The organism is Microvirga yunnanensis (assembly GCF_025460875.1).
Genome location: NZ_JAMXFI010000077.1, coordinates 21851 through 36592, shown reverse-complemented (window position 1 = coordinate 36592; position 14742 = coordinate 21851). Strand labels below are relative to the sequence as shown.

The 14742-nt window shown below is 56.5% G+C and carries 13 protein-coding genes and 1 pseudogene; 6 read left to right on the top strand and 8 right to left on the bottom strand.

Annotated features, from left to right (window positions below):
• Positions 1-217: carboxyl transferase domain-containing protein (locus tag NF876_RS28900; RefSeq protein ID WP_315975087.1), on the bottom strand; the 217-nt coding region annotated here is incomplete at its 3' end.
• Positions 218-356: 139 nt separating this feature from the next.
• On the opposite strand from NF876_RS28900, the gene NF876_RS28895 reads away from it, so the two are divergent.
• Both NF876_RS28895 and NF876_RS28890 read left to right on the top strand, forming a co-directional pair.
• The gene (locus tag NF876_RS28895; protein ID WP_210805509.1) at positions 357-1784 is read left to right on the top strand and encodes a helix-turn-helix domain-containing protein; all 1428 of its coding nucleotides are present in this window, start codon (positions 357-359) and stop codon (positions 1782-1784) included.
• Between the two features lie 92 nt (positions 1785-1876).
• Positions 1877-2152 (top strand): annotated as a pseudogene (locus NF876_RS28890) (IS6 family transposase); the annotation flags it as partial.
• Here the strand turns inward: NF876_RS28890 and NF876_RS28885 are convergent.
• The 6 genes from NF876_RS28885 to NF876_RS28860 all read right to left on the bottom strand — a co-directional run bounded on the left by NF876_RS28885 (position 2152) and on the right by NF876_RS28860 (position 8868).
• Positions 2152-3624: an amino acid ABC transporter permease gene (locus tag NF876_RS28885; RefSeq protein ID WP_210805505.1), complete on the bottom strand. Its 1473-nt coding sequence runs from the start codon at positions 3622-3624 to the stop codon at positions 2152-2154. The pseudogene NF876_RS28890 and the gene NF876_RS28885 overlap by 1 nt on opposite strands.
• A 4-nt stretch (positions 3625-3628) precedes the next feature.
• The gene (locus NF876_RS28880; RefSeq protein ID WP_210805503.1) at positions 3629-4825 is read right to left on the bottom strand and encodes an amino acid ABC transporter permease; all 1197 of its coding nucleotides are present in this window, start codon (positions 4823-4825) and stop codon (positions 3629-3631) included.
• Positions 4826-4925: 100 nt separating this feature from the next.
• Positions 4926-5957, bottom strand: a complete 1032-nt coding sequence (locus NF876_RS28875) for an amino acid ABC transporter substrate-binding protein (protein WP_114948172.1) — start codon at positions 5955-5957, stop codon at positions 4926-4928.
• 180 nt (positions 5958-6137) lie between these two features.
• On the bottom strand, positions 6138-7352 hold the full coding sequence (locus tag NF876_RS28870; protein WP_114948173.1) for a trans-sulfuration enzyme family protein: 1215 nt from the start codon (positions 7350-7352) through the stop codon (positions 6138-6140).
• Between the two features lie 36 nt (positions 7353-7388).
• Positions 7389-8168 carry a PDR/VanB family oxidoreductase gene (locus NF876_RS28865; protein WP_256439460.1) on the bottom strand — a complete coding sequence of 260 codons (780 nt, stop codon included), beginning with the start codon at positions 8166-8168 and terminating at the stop codon, positions 7389-7391.
• Between the two features lie 178 nt (positions 8169-8346).
• Positions 8347-8868 carry an MOSC domain-containing protein gene (locus NF876_RS28860; RefSeq protein WP_245435683.1) on the bottom strand — a complete coding sequence of 174 codons (522 nt, stop codon included), beginning with the start codon at positions 8866-8868 and terminating at the stop codon, positions 8347-8349.
• Positions 8869-9000: 132 nt separating this feature from the next.
• On the opposite strand from NF876_RS28860, the gene NF876_RS28855 reads away from it, so the two are divergent.
• From NF876_RS28855 to NF876_RS28840, 4 genes are all read left to right on the top strand, one after another.
• The gene (locus tag NF876_RS28855) at positions 9001-9624 is read left to right on the top strand and encodes a helix-turn-helix domain-containing protein (protein WP_114948175.1); all 624 of its coding nucleotides are present in this window, start codon (positions 9001-9003) and stop codon (positions 9622-9624) included.
• A gap of 221 nt (positions 9625-9845) precedes the next feature.
• Positions 9846-10562 carry an amino acid ABC transporter ATP-binding protein gene (locus tag NF876_RS28850; RefSeq protein WP_262266290.1) on the top strand — a complete coding sequence of 239 codons (717 nt, stop codon included), beginning with the start codon at positions 9846-9848 and terminating at the stop codon, positions 10560-10562.
• A gap of 100 nt (positions 10563-10662) precedes the next feature.
• On the top strand, positions 10663-11286 hold the full coding sequence (locus tag NF876_RS28845) for a 2-hydroxychromene-2-carboxylate isomerase (protein WP_210805564.1): 624 nt from the start codon (positions 10663-10665) through the stop codon (positions 11284-11286).
• A 404-nt stretch (positions 11287-11690) separates the two neighbouring features.
• Entirely contained in the window at positions 11691-12122 is a 432-nt protein-coding gene (locus tag NF876_RS28840) for a glutathione S-transferase family protein (RefSeq protein ID WP_262271781.1), read from the top strand.
• Between the two features lie 899 nt (positions 12123-13021).
• On the opposite strand, the gene lpdA is transcribed toward NF876_RS28840, so the two are convergent.
• Positions 13022-14740: a dihydrolipoyl dehydrogenase gene (lpdA, locus tag NF876_RS28835; RefSeq protein WP_210805560.1), complete on the bottom strand. Its 1719-nt coding sequence runs from the start codon at positions 14738-14740 to the stop codon at positions 13022-13024.
• Positions 14741-14742 lie beyond the last annotated feature (2 nt).

Below are 14742 nucleotides of genomic sequence, written 5' to 3'. Positions count from 1 at the left end.
CGTCGCCGGGGATCTTCACCTTCTCCATGCCGAAATCGGTGGAGCGATGCTCGACGAACATGTCGAACTCCTCGAAGGAGCCCTTGTCGAGCAGCAGCTCGATGCGCTCGCGGGCGGTCAGCTTGCCTCGGCCGTGCTGCGCCTCGATGCGCTTTTCGCCGCCGCCCAGGCGTGCCTGCGCGCGCCGCTCCTCAAGCCGTTCAATAACTTCCAGCATGCACTACTGCTCTAATTTGGCCTATCGCGGAGCGATGAGCGAAAACTTACGATTGTTAAGATCTCGTTTGATCTGATCGATCTTGCCGAAACAAGTTTTTTCGTGCGAAGTAGTGAAGTTGCAAACTTGGCGTTTTAACATGAAGCGAAAAATTTTTGCCGGTCGTGCCATTCGCGAACTACGCGAAGTGAAAGGTCTCACCCAGTCAGACCTCGCTAAGAGGATTGGTGTGTCCCCGAGCTACATGAGCCAGATTGAGGCTAATCAACGTAGTCTCTCCGGGACGGTGATAGTCGAGCTCGCACGCGTTCTTCGTGTCGATGTTGCAGCTTTCTCGAACGATGATGGTGTTCGGTTGGCAGCAACTCTGAGGGAGGTGCTAGGCGACCCTGCGCTCGGCAGCCTCGATATAACTCTGCAGGAACTCAAGAATGCCTCTCTTCATGCCCCAAAGCTGGCGCGAGCGCTAATCGATCTTCACAGGCTCTATCGTAGGGCGGAGGAGAAATATCGCTCATTGGACGACGCGCTTCGAGCGAGTGAGGGAAATGCTGGTAGCCACCAATCAGCTTTCGAGGAGGTTCGAGATTTCTTCCATTTCATCGGGAACTATGTCGACTCCCTCGACCGTTCTGCGGAAGCGTTGGCTGCACGAATTGCCAATAGCTCAGGGGATGCGCTTAGTCGCCTGGCGCATTACCTGGAAGCAAACTACGGCATATTGGTATCCCGGCATTTCCCCGCGGACGGTCGCCCTTTTGTCAGCACGTTAGATCGGTCTCGCGGCACACTCTTGCTGAACGACACTCTCCCGTCGCCGACGCTGGCTTTTGCTGTCGCGCGTCACTTGGCGACACTCTCATTTTCCGACGAGATCAATGTCATCGTTGACGCTGCCTCCTTCGGCGGAAGCGATGCGGGTGCTGTCTGTGTGGCTACCTTGGCGAACTACTTTGCGGGCGCCCTGCTCATGCCTTACCGGCAGTTTGCGGAAGAAGCCCGCAGAATGCGGCATGACGTCGAGCGACTCGCGGCGCAGTTCGGGGTCAGCATTGAGCAGGTCTGCCATCGCCTCTCGACCCTTCAGCGCCCCGGCAATGAGGGAGTCCCGATGTACTTTCTGCGTGTCGATCGCGCAGGCAACATCACAAAGCGCCATAGCGCTACGCGACTTCAATTCGCGCGCTATGGGGGCGCGTGTCCCATTTGGAATATCCATGAGGCTTTTGAAACGCCCGAACGCTTTCTCGTCCAGGTTGCCGAGATGCCTGATGGTGATCAGTATCTGTCGATCGCCCATGCTGTCACAAAGGGTGGAGGACGCTTCGATTCGGCGCGTCTCCGATACGCAATCGGATTCGGTTGCGAGCTGGCGTATGCAGATGAGTTCGTCTACTCAGACATCATTGACACTCGAAAGCCCTCTCCCGTTGTAAAAATTGGCGTCAGTTGTCGTCTATGCGACCGGGCCGACTGCCATCAGCGGTCGATGCCTCCCTTTGATCGGAGAGTCACTATAGACCCCGACTTGCGAAATATTGTGCCTTACCAACTGGGACAAAGGTGAGCGTCGGCATTGGCCGCAACGCGAGAATTCTGGCTCCGTTGCATTAACCTTGGCGGGGTTGGAAAAGGGCGACTACCTGAGGAGCTGTCTTGCTGTCTCTGTTCAAGCGCCATCGCTTCCCGGTTGAGATCATCATGCTGTGCGTGCGCTGGTACTGCAAGTATGGGATCAGCTATCGCGATCTCGCCGAGATGATGTCCGAGCGCGGTGTCGCCGTTGATCCATCTACGATCTTCCGTTGGGTTCAGCGCTATGCGCCGGAGATCGAGAAGCGAATTCGGCTCTACCAAGGGCCCCGCTCAGGCTCCTGGAGAGTGGACGAGACCTATGTGCGGGTTGGCGGACGCTGGAAGTACCTGTTTCGAGCTCAACGACCGTGGTCAACCCTCAGTCGCTGTTCGAGATGCGCCGAGTAACTTGAGATTAAGTAACAGAACGAGAAATAGATAATCCCTGCGAACGCAAAGCCTGTATACAGGGCGGAAGGTCCTGCCCAATTAGGATCCGCGAAAGCTGCGCGCAGCCCGCCAAGCAGATCGAAGATCGCTACAATTGAGACGAGTGTTGTATCCTTCACCAACCCAATGAATGAGTTGACGATGCCAGGGATGACTAACCGTAATGCTTGCGGCAGCACGATCAGCCCTATCGATTTGCTGTAGTTTAACCCTAGTGCTGCTGCGGCCTCGTGCTGGCCACTCGGTATAGCTTGGAGGCCACCTCGGATGGTCTCAGCCATATAAGCTCCTGAGAACAGCGAGATGCCTACGAGAACGCGCACCATCGCGTCTGGCGAATTTTCCAGGAACAGCGGCAGCATATAGGTTGCAAAGAATAGAACCGTGATAAGCGGTACACCTCGGACCACCTCGATGAATATGACTGCAGTTGTCCGAATAATTGAAGCCTCAGACCGTCGGGCCAGTGCCAGAACGATGCCGATCGGTAAAGACGCGACAATGCCAGTTGTTGCCACGACCAGCGTAACAAACAGCCCCCCCCATTCCGATGTGGGCACAACCGGTAAGGCAGGCTTGTCAATAGCCCCACTACTGACAGCAGCAGCCAGAATCCAACCGGCGCCGGCGGCGCCCAAGCCGAACAACGCCCACTTATGACGAGCAGCAGCTCCTCTCTGAACCAAAGCTTCCAGCGCTGCCGCCAGACATCCCAAGGTGAGAGTAGTCTCAACAACGGGAACGGTTGACGCATTGGCGAAGTGGGGGACGAGAATGCCCGTGATGATTGCAATCACTAAGATTGAGTAACCGACAGCCTGTTTAGCTCGTGCTTGCTCATTGAGGACCATGAGATGGATTGCAAGCATCACCACCGAGGCCGCCAGAAGCATGACAGACGCAACCTTCAGCCAAGGCGTTATGATCGGGCCGCCATAAAGAAAACTGAACGCAAAGACTGGGAGCACACCAAAAAATGCAACCGCGTTGTGCAGCTTATAGGGAACCCGTGGCACCAGTAGCGGGATCAGCAACACGACTGCGAATACAAGTACGAGATTAACACGCCAACGCTCATCGGCGGGATAAAACCCGTAGGTCAGCTGACCGAGTTTGGCCCAAATAAAAGGCCAGCATGCGCCCACCTCATACGACAGGCCTGTGCATGCAGATTTGTCAGTTCCGATCCAGACGGCCCTGACAATTGCAAAATCGATTATGGTGCTCAGGAGCATGTAGACGACATACGTGCCGACGAGCGTAGCAATCGCCTGCTGAGGGCTTGAGAAGACCTCTCGACGCAGCCAACGACCAGGGCCGATATCCATCGGAGGTGCGGGCATGGAGGGGTGAGGATTGCTCTGTATGAATGACGTTGTCATAGCCTCACCTCGCCACCAACGCGATGCGTGCGTTGTACCAATTCATAAACAAGGATGTGATTATGGATATTGTCAGATAAGTGACCATCCACATTCCGATGACCTCAATACCTTGACCTGTATTATTGAGGATAGTTCCTCCTACCGAAACAAGATCTGGATATCCGATGCTAACACCCAACGATGAGTTCTTTACAATATTGAGATACATGCTGGTGAGCATAGGTACAATTATTCGCATGGCTTGGGGGATGGTGATTAGCCGAAGGATAGTGCCAGGCTTGAGTCCAAGAGACCGACCGGCCTCCGTTTGACCCTTCCCAACACCTTGAATGCCCGCTCGAACAATTTCACCAATGTTGGCAGCACTGTAGACAGTAAGAGCGATCACAAAAGCAGCAAATTCGGGCATCATCGTAACACCCCCGGCTAGGTTGAAGCGACCTTGCTTGGCAGGTTCAAGCTGCACCGGCTCGCCTGCAAAAACATAGCATGCGCCGAGTATGAGGAGCGCGCCGATCGAAAGGGCGATCGAAGCTTTCTTGGAAAGGCCCGTTCCCGTCTGGTCGCGGCGGGCTTTTGACCACCGCACTGCGAAGGCGCCTGCAGCTATCAAAGCGAGAGCCGCAATACCCACAACAGCAGCGCCAGGCTGTATCACTGGCTGCGGCAAGGTAACGCCCCGCTGGCTAACGAAGACCGTCCCTAGGATCGACAGAGCCGAACGTGGCGACGGCATCGCGGAAAGGACGGCTAAATACCAGAACAGAATCTGGAAAAGCAGCGGCAGATTGCGGACTACTTCGACATACCACCTGGCAAGTTGCGAGATTACAAAGTTCGGCGCCAGTCGGCCTATGCCAACGGCGAAACCAAGGATCGTTGCCAGAATTATCGAGACCGCCGAGACGAACAGGGTGTTCAATAAGCCAACAACGTATGCCCGCCCATAGGTCATGGTCTCCGCCCAGGGAATGAGGGTTTGTGAGATCCCAAAGCCTGCCACCTGATCGAGAAAGCCGAAGCCACTAGCGATGCGCTGATTGGCAAGGTTGGTCGCCGCGTTCTGTACTGCACTATACGCTGCGAACGCCAGCAGCGCAGTCAGAAGGGCTTGCAAGAGAAAGCGACGGACTTTTGGATCGTTGATAAGTGCAGTCCGGGGCGCGTTTCGCCCCTCGCGTGGTGCAACACGATGCATGTTCGGATCTTCCGGATTGCCAGGGAACTAGTCGGCCGAACACATAAGTCCGACCGACCAGGGGTCATCCGCCGGGAAGGCGGGAAGAGGCCATCAGCAATTACCTGATCGGAGGCGCGTATTGCAGTCCGCCCTTTTTCCAAAGCGCATTTGCCACACGCTCGATCTTTAATGGCGAATCTTTGCCAACGTTTTGATCATAGACTTCGCCATAGTTCCCGACATGGCGCAGGATCTTATCAGCCCAATCCTTCGTGAGACCAAGACCCTCACCCAAGTTCCCTTCCGCTCCTAGAAGGCGCCGAATCTCCGGATTAGTCGATGAGCGCATTTCAACGACATTCGCTTTGGTCACGCCGAGTTCTTCCGCATTGACCATTGCGAAGTGCGTCCACTTCACAATGTTTAGCCATTGATCGTCGCCCTGACGAACCGCCGGCCCGAGGGGCTCCTTCGAAATCAGCTCGGGTAGCACAATGTGGTCGTCTGGCTTTTGTAGTTGGGCGCGCCGAGAATAGTTTGCAGACGAATCCGCGATCAGAGCGTCACAGCGACCTGTCTCATAGGCCTTTGCTGTTTCATCTATAGTGACGAAAACAACTGGCTCGAACGCCATGCCATTGGCGCGGAAATAGTCTGCGACGTTCAGTTCCATCGTCGTTCCGGATGTTACGCAGATGGAAGCTCCAGACAAATCCTTTGCACTCTTAACGTTCAGAGATTTCTTCGTCATGAAGCTGTTTCCGTCGTAGAAGTTCACAACGGCGAAATTCATGCCTAGCGATGCTTCGCGCTGCATAGTCCAGCTCGTGTTCCTCGACAGAAGATCGACAGCACCGGACTGTAAGGCGGTGAAGCGGTCCTTGGCCGACAAGGGCGAGAACTGAACCTTGTTTGGATCATCGAAAATTGCTGCCGCCAACGCTCGGCAGAGGTCGACGTCGATTCCCGACCATTTCCCCGCACTGTCCGGGATGGAGAACCCTGCAATGCCCTGAGACACTCCACAGACAATGGCCCCACGAGACTTGATCCGGTCCATGGTAGGCCCGGCGATCGCGCTTGAGACCGAAACTGCGGAAAGCATGATCGCAGCGGCGGCGACTTCGAGTTTGCGGATTGTCCTGTTCATTTTTCCTCCTTTGGGCCACATGTTGCCCGTCTGCAGTTTGCCGTTAGGCGTCCGACTCTGAAAGGAGATCATGGCTTGGTTTTTTCTTTTACATTTTTTTGCATTCGAAGATTAGTTTGCGGACATCAACTGTTGCTCTCTGGATCGTGCTCGCTGCTTCTGGTCGGCGCAGGCGTCTAATCAAGCAGCATCAAGAGCCTGGGCGAGGTCGCCCCAAATGTCCGCTTCGTCCTCGAGGCCGATTGAGAGCCGGATAAGATCCTCTCCGACGCCCTCGATAGGCTTCGCTTCCGGCCGAACCGTTTGGCGAGCTCGTAGAATGCTCGCAGGGTGATTGATTAGCGTCTCCACATCACCGAGGCTCACACCGCGATTAGCAAGCTTCAACCGATCCAGCACCCGGCGAGCTCCTTCGAATCCTTTCTTGAGCCCGAATGCTAACATTCCAGATCCGCCGGACATCTGCTTCTTAGCAATCTGGTACCCGACGGTGCCTTCCAGGAATGGATAGTTCACCCAAGCCACTGCCCGGTGTTCGGCGAGCTTGCGGGCAATGGTCAGAGCGGACTGGCTGTGACGCTCCATCCGTAGCGGCAATGTCTTCAGTCCGCGAAGGATGAGCGCTGCAGCCATCGGCGAGAGCGTAGCTCCCGTCAAATAGCGAAGGCCATGGCTGTGCAGATGCGAAATCGTCTCCTGATCACTCAGCAACACACCGCCCAGGACATCCCCGTGTCCATTAATATACTTGGTAAGAGAGTGCAGCACGATGTGAGCTCCGTGCTCTAGCGGACGCTGCAAGGCGGGGGATGCAAAGGTGCTATCCACCACGACTTTTGCACCCACCTTAGATGCCCCTGCCGCAATCGCAGCAATGTCCAAAATTTCCGATAGCGGATTCACCGGTGTTTCGAAATAGACCAGCTTTGTCTTTTCGGTAAGCGCAGCGTCGAGACTAGCGGGATTGGTCAGGTCGACTGGAACCACCTTGATGCCAAAGCGCGGTATGCCGTCACGAGTTAAGGCAGCCGTATTGGAGTACAAGGTACGATGAACAATGATCTCATCATCCTGCGACAGAAGCCCAAGCATGAGGGTTCCCGCTGCCGCCATACCCGTCGATAGTGCCAGAGCGGCTTCCGCGCCTTCCAAGTTAGCCAGTCGAGCCTCGAGGATTTCGGTGGTCGGATTGTGCTCGCGAGCGTAGAGTTTGCCGCCGAGGGACGCAGCAGCATCCATGGCTTCCATGCTCTCAAACCCATAGGTAGACGTGAAGAAGACCGGGGGTGCCACAGCGCCCTCGAAGCGCGACGGGTCGTAACCATGGTGAATAGCTCGGGTCGCGAACCCGCCTACATGCCCATTTAACCCATCACTCTGCTTCGAACCTGACATGACATTTCTCCAGTATGATGAGCAGTTTGCAGCGGCTCAGAGGTCCAGCACGATCTGGCCCTTCGCCCTTGAGACACAAGGTATGAATCGCTTGGTACGAGCTTCGGGACTGAGCACAGCATCCCGGTGAATCGGCTCCCCGCTGAGGATGCCACATTCACAGCTCCCGCAGACGCCGTTTTCGCACGATGAAAAGAGCAAGACGCCAGCAGTGCGAAGGATACTCAGTGCCGATGCATCCGCTGGCACTTCAAACTCTCGGCCACTAGATCGCAACCGAACCGAGAATGCCTCAGGGACAAAGTCTCTATCGGTCTCGGGCTGAAAAGCTTCGAAATGGACATTCTGAGTAGGCCAATGAGCGGATTCGGCCCTGATCCACGCCATAAAGCCGGGCGGACCACAGTAATACAGGTGCGTTCCTTCCTCGACGACTTTAAGAAGCTCCGTCATGTCAACGGAAGTGCTGGGCTCGTCGTCGAAATGGAAAACAACACTGCCGGCGGGGAGTTCAGCCTCAAGTTCTCTTGCCATAGGTGCAAGAGATCGACTGCGCGAAAAATAATGCAGCGTGAAAGCTTTGCCCTGGGCCTTTAGAGCGTGGGCCATGGCGATCATCGGAGTGACCCCGATACCACCGGCAATCAACAGGTGCTTTGCTCCGTCTGGACTAAGCCTGAAATGATTCCGCGGGGCGGAGACCGGGACCTCGTCACCAACACGCAAATTGTCATGCAGCCAGGCTGAGCCCCCCCGGCCCTTCGCCTCTAGCTTCACGCCGACGATGTACCGAGACAAATCAGCCGGGTCTCCCATTAGAGAGTATTGGCGGATTTTCCCAGTAGGTAGGTGGACGTCTACGTGAGCCCCGGCTTCGAAAGGCGGCAATTCAGGTCGCTTGGGATGACGAAACTCGATGACGCTAACATCTCCAAGCTCCGATCGGAGCGAGGCGACCTTCATCTTCATAATTAGACGGGGCGAGGCCATACGATCAATCCTCAAGCGGAAGGATTCGATCGCCTGGACGAATGATGCCCCCACTCTCGATCGAGCAGTTCAATCCGGAACGATTCAAAAGGCCCTCAAACAAGCGCGGCATTCCCAGCAACTCCTCTATATATTTGCAGGGGAAGTTGAGCCTTGCACCGCGCAATATAGTTTCGCCGACCCGGAAACGCTTTCCGATGAGATGATTCACCGGAACACCACGTGTCGTAAGGTTTCGGCGGTGATCTGCCGGCGACAGGTTCAACTTGATTCCGGGTATTTTGGGCTCCCCGAGAGCCAACTGTTCAAGGACCTCAGCTTCGATCAGCGTGATGTCGCGGACATCCGGCTTGGGAGAATAGGTTCCCGTTCCCAGGAAGTAGCGGTCGCCCTCGATGCCCTTTCCCGCCACAAGGCGCGCTTCTGTCAGTTCCTCCATTTCGTAGGAGGCTGACGGAGCGATGTGGATATGCAGAAGCTCCCCGGACCAAACTTGCACCATGATTCCCTGCACCTGAATGCCCATTGGACAACTTGTTGCCCAAATGGGTAGCAGACTTTTGGAATTGCTGCAATAACGAGTCGAACAGCCGAGCTCTTTCGCTCCACCGGCATCAGGGGCCTAGCCGCCGACGAAGTGGCGACTTAGTGATAGAAATTGGCAGAAGACTTGGATTTGGAGCAAAAATTGCCAAGAGCAAAATCGATCAAGGACCTTGCCCTTACTCCAGTGGACGACGCCGCGCGGGCGTTTGGCCTGCAAATGTCTGCGATAAGGCGTTCCCGCAAAATGACGTTGGATCAGCTGTCAAGCATCACAGGATTGAATAAAGGATACCTATCCCGCGTCGAACGCGCCGAGAAGATGCCCTCCATCGCAACCGCCTTGAAGCTGTCCCAGGCATTTTCTGTTCCTGTTTCTGCCCTCTTCGGGGAAGCAGTCGATGATTCGCTGATTCATATTGTCAGAGCCGCAGAACGGCCCGCAGTCCGGCAAAACTCGGACGAGGCGCATTTCGAGCCTCTAAGCCAAGCTGCCGGTGGACTCGAGGCCTTCCTGTTGTTTCCTGGACAAGTCTATGGCCCAGATGGCCGCGTGGATCACGGCGGAACTGAGATAATATTTGTCGTTTCAGGGCAAATCGAAGTGCAATTCGCGGATCGCACAGTGATCCTGAACTCTGGTGATTTCCTGCAGTTCCCCGGGCACATCGCGCACCAAGTTAGGGCACCGAACGGCGACGGCAGCGCACTTATCGCGGTGTCGCGAGAGAAAAGCTGAGGGCGAACATACCCTCCTCGGCTCATCGCTCGAAGATGCCAGTCTTCAAGTTCAGGTTGACTTCTATTGACTACGATGCTGTTCTAGGCAACCTGTTGCCTAAATAACGACGACCGCCAAGTCGACAACATCGTAGGGATGGATCCGTGATAGCATTGCAGAGCAACCGGCCTATCAGAGCGACCAAGCCGACCTCGCTGAAGACGGCAACGGCGGTGGAGATGGTTGGCGTCCACAAGTGGTATGGCGCATTCCACGTGTTGCGAGACATTAACCTGAATGTGCGCCGGGGTGAGCGAATCGTGATCTGCGGTCCCTCGGGCTCCGGCAAGTCCACGATGATCCGCTGCATCAACCGTCTGGAGGAACACCAGAAGGGCCGCATCATCGTCGACGGCACGGAGCTCACCAACGACCTAAAGAAGATCGACGAGATCCGCCAGGATGTCGGCATGGTGTTCCAGCACTTCAACCTCTTCCCGCATCTCACGATTCTCGAAAACTGCACGCTGGCTCCAATCTGGGTGAAGAAGATGCCCAAGAAGGAGGCGGAAGAGATCGCCATGCACTACCTGAAGCGGGTCAAGATCCCAGAGCAGGCAAACAAGTACCCCGGCCAGCTCTCCGGCGGCCAGCAGCAGCGCGTGGCGATCGCCCGCTCCCTGTGCATGAGCCCCAAGATCATGCTCTTCGACGAGCCGACCTCGGCACTCGATCCCGAGATGGTCAAGGAGGTGCTCGACACCATGGTGGGACTTGCCGACGAGGGCATGACCATGCTCTGCGTCACCCACGAGATGGGCTTCGCCCGCCAGGTGGCCGACCGGGTGATCTTCATGGATTACGGACAGATCGTCGAGATGAACACACCCGACGAGTTCTTCAGAAATCCGCAGCACGAGCGCACCAGGCTCTTCCTGTCCCAGATCTTGCATTGAGCGACGCCGTTCACGTTCAGCTACTTAGCCTGATCATTTTGGACGGCGCCCTGAGCGCTATCCGATTGAAGATATTCGCCGGTACTTCATGGAGAAAACCATGGCTACAAAACAGATCGATTATTACTTTTGGGTTTTGTCTGACTGGGCCTATTTCGGCGGTCCGCGGCTCGCGGCGATGGCAAGGCGGCATGATGTGGCCATCAATTACTTTCCGGTCAAGATGCCTTATGTATATGCGAAGACAGGCGGAATTCTGCTCGGCGATCGTTCAAAACAACGCCAGGATTATCGGCTGGCTGAGCTCCGCCGCTGGCAACGCAAGCTCGGCATGCCGATCAACGTCCCCCCAAAGCATGGGACTACGAATGAGGACCTCGCTTCATGTCTTATCATCGCTGCGAAGCGGGACGGGCAGGATGTCGAACAGGTCAGCCACGATATTTTAAAAGCGGTGTGGGTCGAGGAGGTCGATGTCTCCCAAGCGGAGGCCTTGCTTGAGATCGGCAAACGCAGCCTGAAGAATGTCGATGATTTGCTTAAACGGGCAGCGTCGCAGGAGATCCAAAGAGAGTTCTGGCGCTATTCAGACGAGGCGATTGAACGAGGAGTTTTTGGCTCGCCCTTCTACCTCTTTGAGGGTGACATCTTTTGGGGACAGGATCGCCTCGAATTTCTTGAAGAGGCAGTCATTGCCTCGCGCATGAAATCCTTATCCTTCTGATCCCCTGAAACGAGTCTTCGGGCTTTTTCCCAGGCAACAGTGAATCGCGTAAGAAGTGCATGGCACAACGCCTTCTCGAGCTGGAGCCGCGCTTCTGGAAATGCAGAGCCGCTTCGAAGCTCAAGCTTTCAGCGTCGTGAGGCGCGGCCTTCCGGGCGTCTCGCGACAAGGTGGCACATGAGTGTAGATGCGTCTCTACGATACCCAACGGTCGGGCAACGTCTGGAAGGTGCGCCTTCTAGCAAGCTTTGTTGGGATACCGCTCGAACGAAGAACCTTTTCTATCGTCCAGGGGATTAGCGATCGCCAGGTTTCGCGTCGGTCAGCCGCTTCCGGCAGGTGCCAGTTCCCCAGTGTGCAGACGGCCGAACCATCACCGAACCCGGAGCGATCCTGCATTACCCGTGGTCGGCACGTCATGGTGGCCTGAGGACCGCTTCGAGCAGGCGGACGTGCTATCATGGATTTCGTTTCAACAATCGTCCCTCATGCTCCCGCTGGCACAGTTGCGACTTCATCGTGCTCTTCATCCGCACAGGTTCGTCGATCCGCAGATGGTAAAGGGCTGGGAGCAGCAAGCCGGCCAAGCGCTTGGCTGTCTCAATGACCGTCTGAGCGAATTGAGCGACAGCGATTGGCTCGCTACTGCAGGACATCCCAGCGTCGCCGACGTAGTCGTCTATCCTTACACCCGTCTGGCCAGAATCGGAGGGATTGACCTTGAGGTGATGCCAGCTGTTGGGAAGTGGCTTCAGCGCTTCGAGAGTCTTCCAAACTACAGCCCATTAATCTCGGGACATCCAGAGCTAAACGAATCTACGGTTGAGATGCTCTGAGATCGGCAGTTGGCGCATTCTTGCTTCCGCAAGGCGCCGCCTGGACTTTGACTTGATCCCGGGCAGTACGATGCGGCGACTTCCTTCTGCGGAAGTCGCCCTTTAGGTCGATTGGCTTGAACTCGTGCTGTGGCACCTGGCAAAGGTCGAGATGATGCGCGATACAGAAGAGGCGGCACGAGCAGAGGACTCGTCCAAGCTTGGCTCCCCTCCTGCAGAGAGGGGTATCGGCCCTGAGATTGCCACGGTCCTCACCAAGGAGGTGTTCTACCGATGTTATGCGTGTCGGCGCCTTGTGCCGCCTATGCCAGTCTGATCCACAGTCCGCTTGCGGGCGACTGCCGGTCGCGCGAGCCGGGCATCACCAAGGACGCCAGCGCCCGCGCTCGCGAGGCGCTGATCGAACTTGCCCGGCTTAATCTGTGCATTCAGCCTGACAGTGTGCTGGCGGTCTGGTTCCTCAGCCGTGTCGGTTCGGCTCCGGCCGGGTCAGACGCAATGAGATTGTGGCATTGGCCCGCAAGCTGCTGACCCTGCTGTGGCGCTATGTCGAAACAGGCGCCCTTCCAGCCGATGTTGCCGTGAAGCCCTGAACCTCAATGCGCGCTGGAGCGGGAGCGCGAGACGTCGAACGGGAGTGCGACCGCGTTTGTCCCTTAGCTGAAACTATCACGCAGAAATGAATGGCCGCGCTCACCTTAGATCCTGCTCCGCCACATGAGACAATGGTCTGGGCTATGGCCCAACCGGATATACAGTGATGCCGACGAGCGGTTCTCAGAAACACCATTGGGCTCAATCTTGGACGTCGTAGCGACACCAGCGAACAGCACTTGACTGACATGTGGGCCCATATAAGAAGGCACAGTGCCTCTTTAGCGCGACTTTGCAGTGCCTCTTTACTTCTTTTGCGGCTTAGGTGGGGGGAGATCGGTACAAACGCCAGACGCCACCTCAGCAGCCATCCCGATCGTTTCCGTGAAGGTTGGATGGGGATGGATTGTCTTACCGATATCCTGGGCATCAGCACCCATTTCGATGGCAAGGCAGACTTCACCGATCAGGTCCCCTGCTCCAGCACCCACGACGCCACCACCAACAATCCGACCTGTCTCCCTCGAGAACAGGAGTTTCGTCATGCCGTAATCAACGCCGTTCGCGATCGCCCTGCCGGAAGCAGCCCAAGGGAAGCGCCCCACTTCGACTGTGGTCCCTGAGGCCTTGGCTGCATCCTCTGTCATTCCAACCCAGGCGATCTCCGGGTCGAGATAGGCCACCGACGGGCAAACAAGAGCATCGAAGCCCGCCTTATTGCCAGCGATTACTTCCGCCACGACATGCCCCTGGTGTACCGCCTTGTGCGCTAGCATCGGCTGATCGACGATATCGCCAATTGCGAAGACACGTTCATTCGATGTGCGCATCTGTTTGTCGACGCAAATGAAGCCGCCTTCACATTCGAGGCCGGCTGCAGCCGGGTTCAGGCTTTCTGCATTGGGCCGCCGCCCAGCGGCCTGGAGGATAAGATCGTAGTTCTTCGGTTCGTGTTGGGCTCCTGCGAACGTTGCAAGCAGCCCGCCCTCGGTGGCGGTCACAGATTCCAGTCGCGTCGAAAGCATCAGCCGATCAAAGCGGTGAGTGTTACGCTTCTGCCAGATTGCCACTAGGTCGCGATCAGCCCCAGCGAGCAATCCGTCGAATTGCTCGACAACATCGATTCGGGCTCCAAGCGCACTGTAGACGGTCGCCATTTCCATTCCGATGATGCCGCCTCCGATTACCAACATCCGCTTGGGGATGAAGGGGAGCTCTAGCGCTCCCGTGGAATCCACGATACGCGGATCCTTGGGCAGGAAAGGTAGGTGGATCGGCGAGGATCCGGCGGCCACGATGCATTTCGCAAAAGCGATTTCCCGCTTCGCGCCCCGAGCCTCCTCGACCGTCAGGCTGTCAGGTCCTGCAAAGCTGGCCGTACCGGTGAGCACCTCGACTTTGCGCATCCTCGCCATTTGGCCAAGACCGTCGGTCAGCCGCTTCACGGCGTGATCTTTCGACGCTCTGAGCTTCTCCAGGTCAATGTTGGGGGCCGCGAAGGTGATTCCGTGGGAAGCCATGCGACCTGCTTCCTCGACAACGGCAGCGGTGTGCAGTAACGCCTTGGAAGGGATGCAGCCGACATTCAGACAGACGCCACCCAGAACGCTCTGCTTCTCTACGAGAAGGACGCGCAATCCCAAGTCAGCGGAACGGAACGCCGCCGAGTAGCCGCCAGGACCCGCGCCAATCACCACGAGGTCGTATCGCTCGGTGACCAGCCCGCCAGCGGGCTTTGCGCACGCGGACTCGTGCTGCGACACCTTGGGCTCGGGTCCTGCCGCTCCACCGGCCTCCTCAACAATAGCCAATAACGAGGATGTGCTGATGCGATCGCCGAGCTGCACCTCCAAGGACAGCAAACGCCCAGCAACAGGCGATGGAATTTCTATGGTCGCTTTGTCGCTTTCAATAGCGACCAGGGGCTGATCGACTGAAACCGTGTCACCCGCCTTAACCAAGAGTTCAGCGACCAACACGTCTTTATAGTCGCCCAAATCGGGCACATGAATTTTCGTTGCCATCG

Bases quoted from the DNA above. Each gene is read 5' to 3' on its own strand.
- NF876_RS28895 (WP_210805509.1), top strand. From the start codon at position 357: ATGAAGCGAAAAATTTTTGCCGGTCGTGCCATTCGCGAACTACGCGAA.
- NF876_RS28885 (WP_210805505.1), bottom strand. From the start codon at position 3,624: ATGACAACGTCATTCATACAGAGCAATCCTCACCCCTCCATGCCCGCA.
- NF876_RS28880 (WP_210805503.1), bottom strand. From the start codon at position 4,825: ATGCATCGTGTTGCACCACGCGAGGGGCGAAACGCGCCCCGGACTGCA.
- NF876_RS28875 (WP_114948172.1), bottom strand. From the start codon at position 5,957: ATGAACAGGACAATCCGCAAACTCGAAGTCGCCGCCGCTGCGATCATG.
- NF876_RS28870 (WP_114948173.1), bottom strand. From the start codon at position 7,352: ATGTCAGGTTCGAAGCAGAGTGATGGGTTAAATGGGCATGTAGGCGGG.
- NF876_RS28865 (WP_256439460.1), bottom strand. From the start codon at position 8,168: ATGGGAGACCCGGCTGATTTGTCTCGGTACATCGTCGGCGTGAAGCTA.
- NF876_RS28860 (WP_245435683.1), bottom strand. From the start codon at position 8,868: ATGGGCATTCAGGTGCAGGGAATCATGGTGCAAGTTTGGTCCGGGGAG.
- NF876_RS28850 (WP_262266290.1), top strand. From the start codon at position 9,846: ATGGTTGGCGTCCACAAGTGGTATGGCGCATTCCACGTGTTGCGAGAC.
- NF876_RS28845 (WP_210805564.1), top strand. From the start codon at position 10,663: ATGGCTACAAAACAGATCGATTATTACTTTTGGGTTTTGTCTGACTGG.
- lpdA (WP_210805560.1), bottom strand. From the start codon at position 14,740: ATGGCAACGAAAATTCATGTGCCCGATTTGGGCGACTATAAAGACGTG.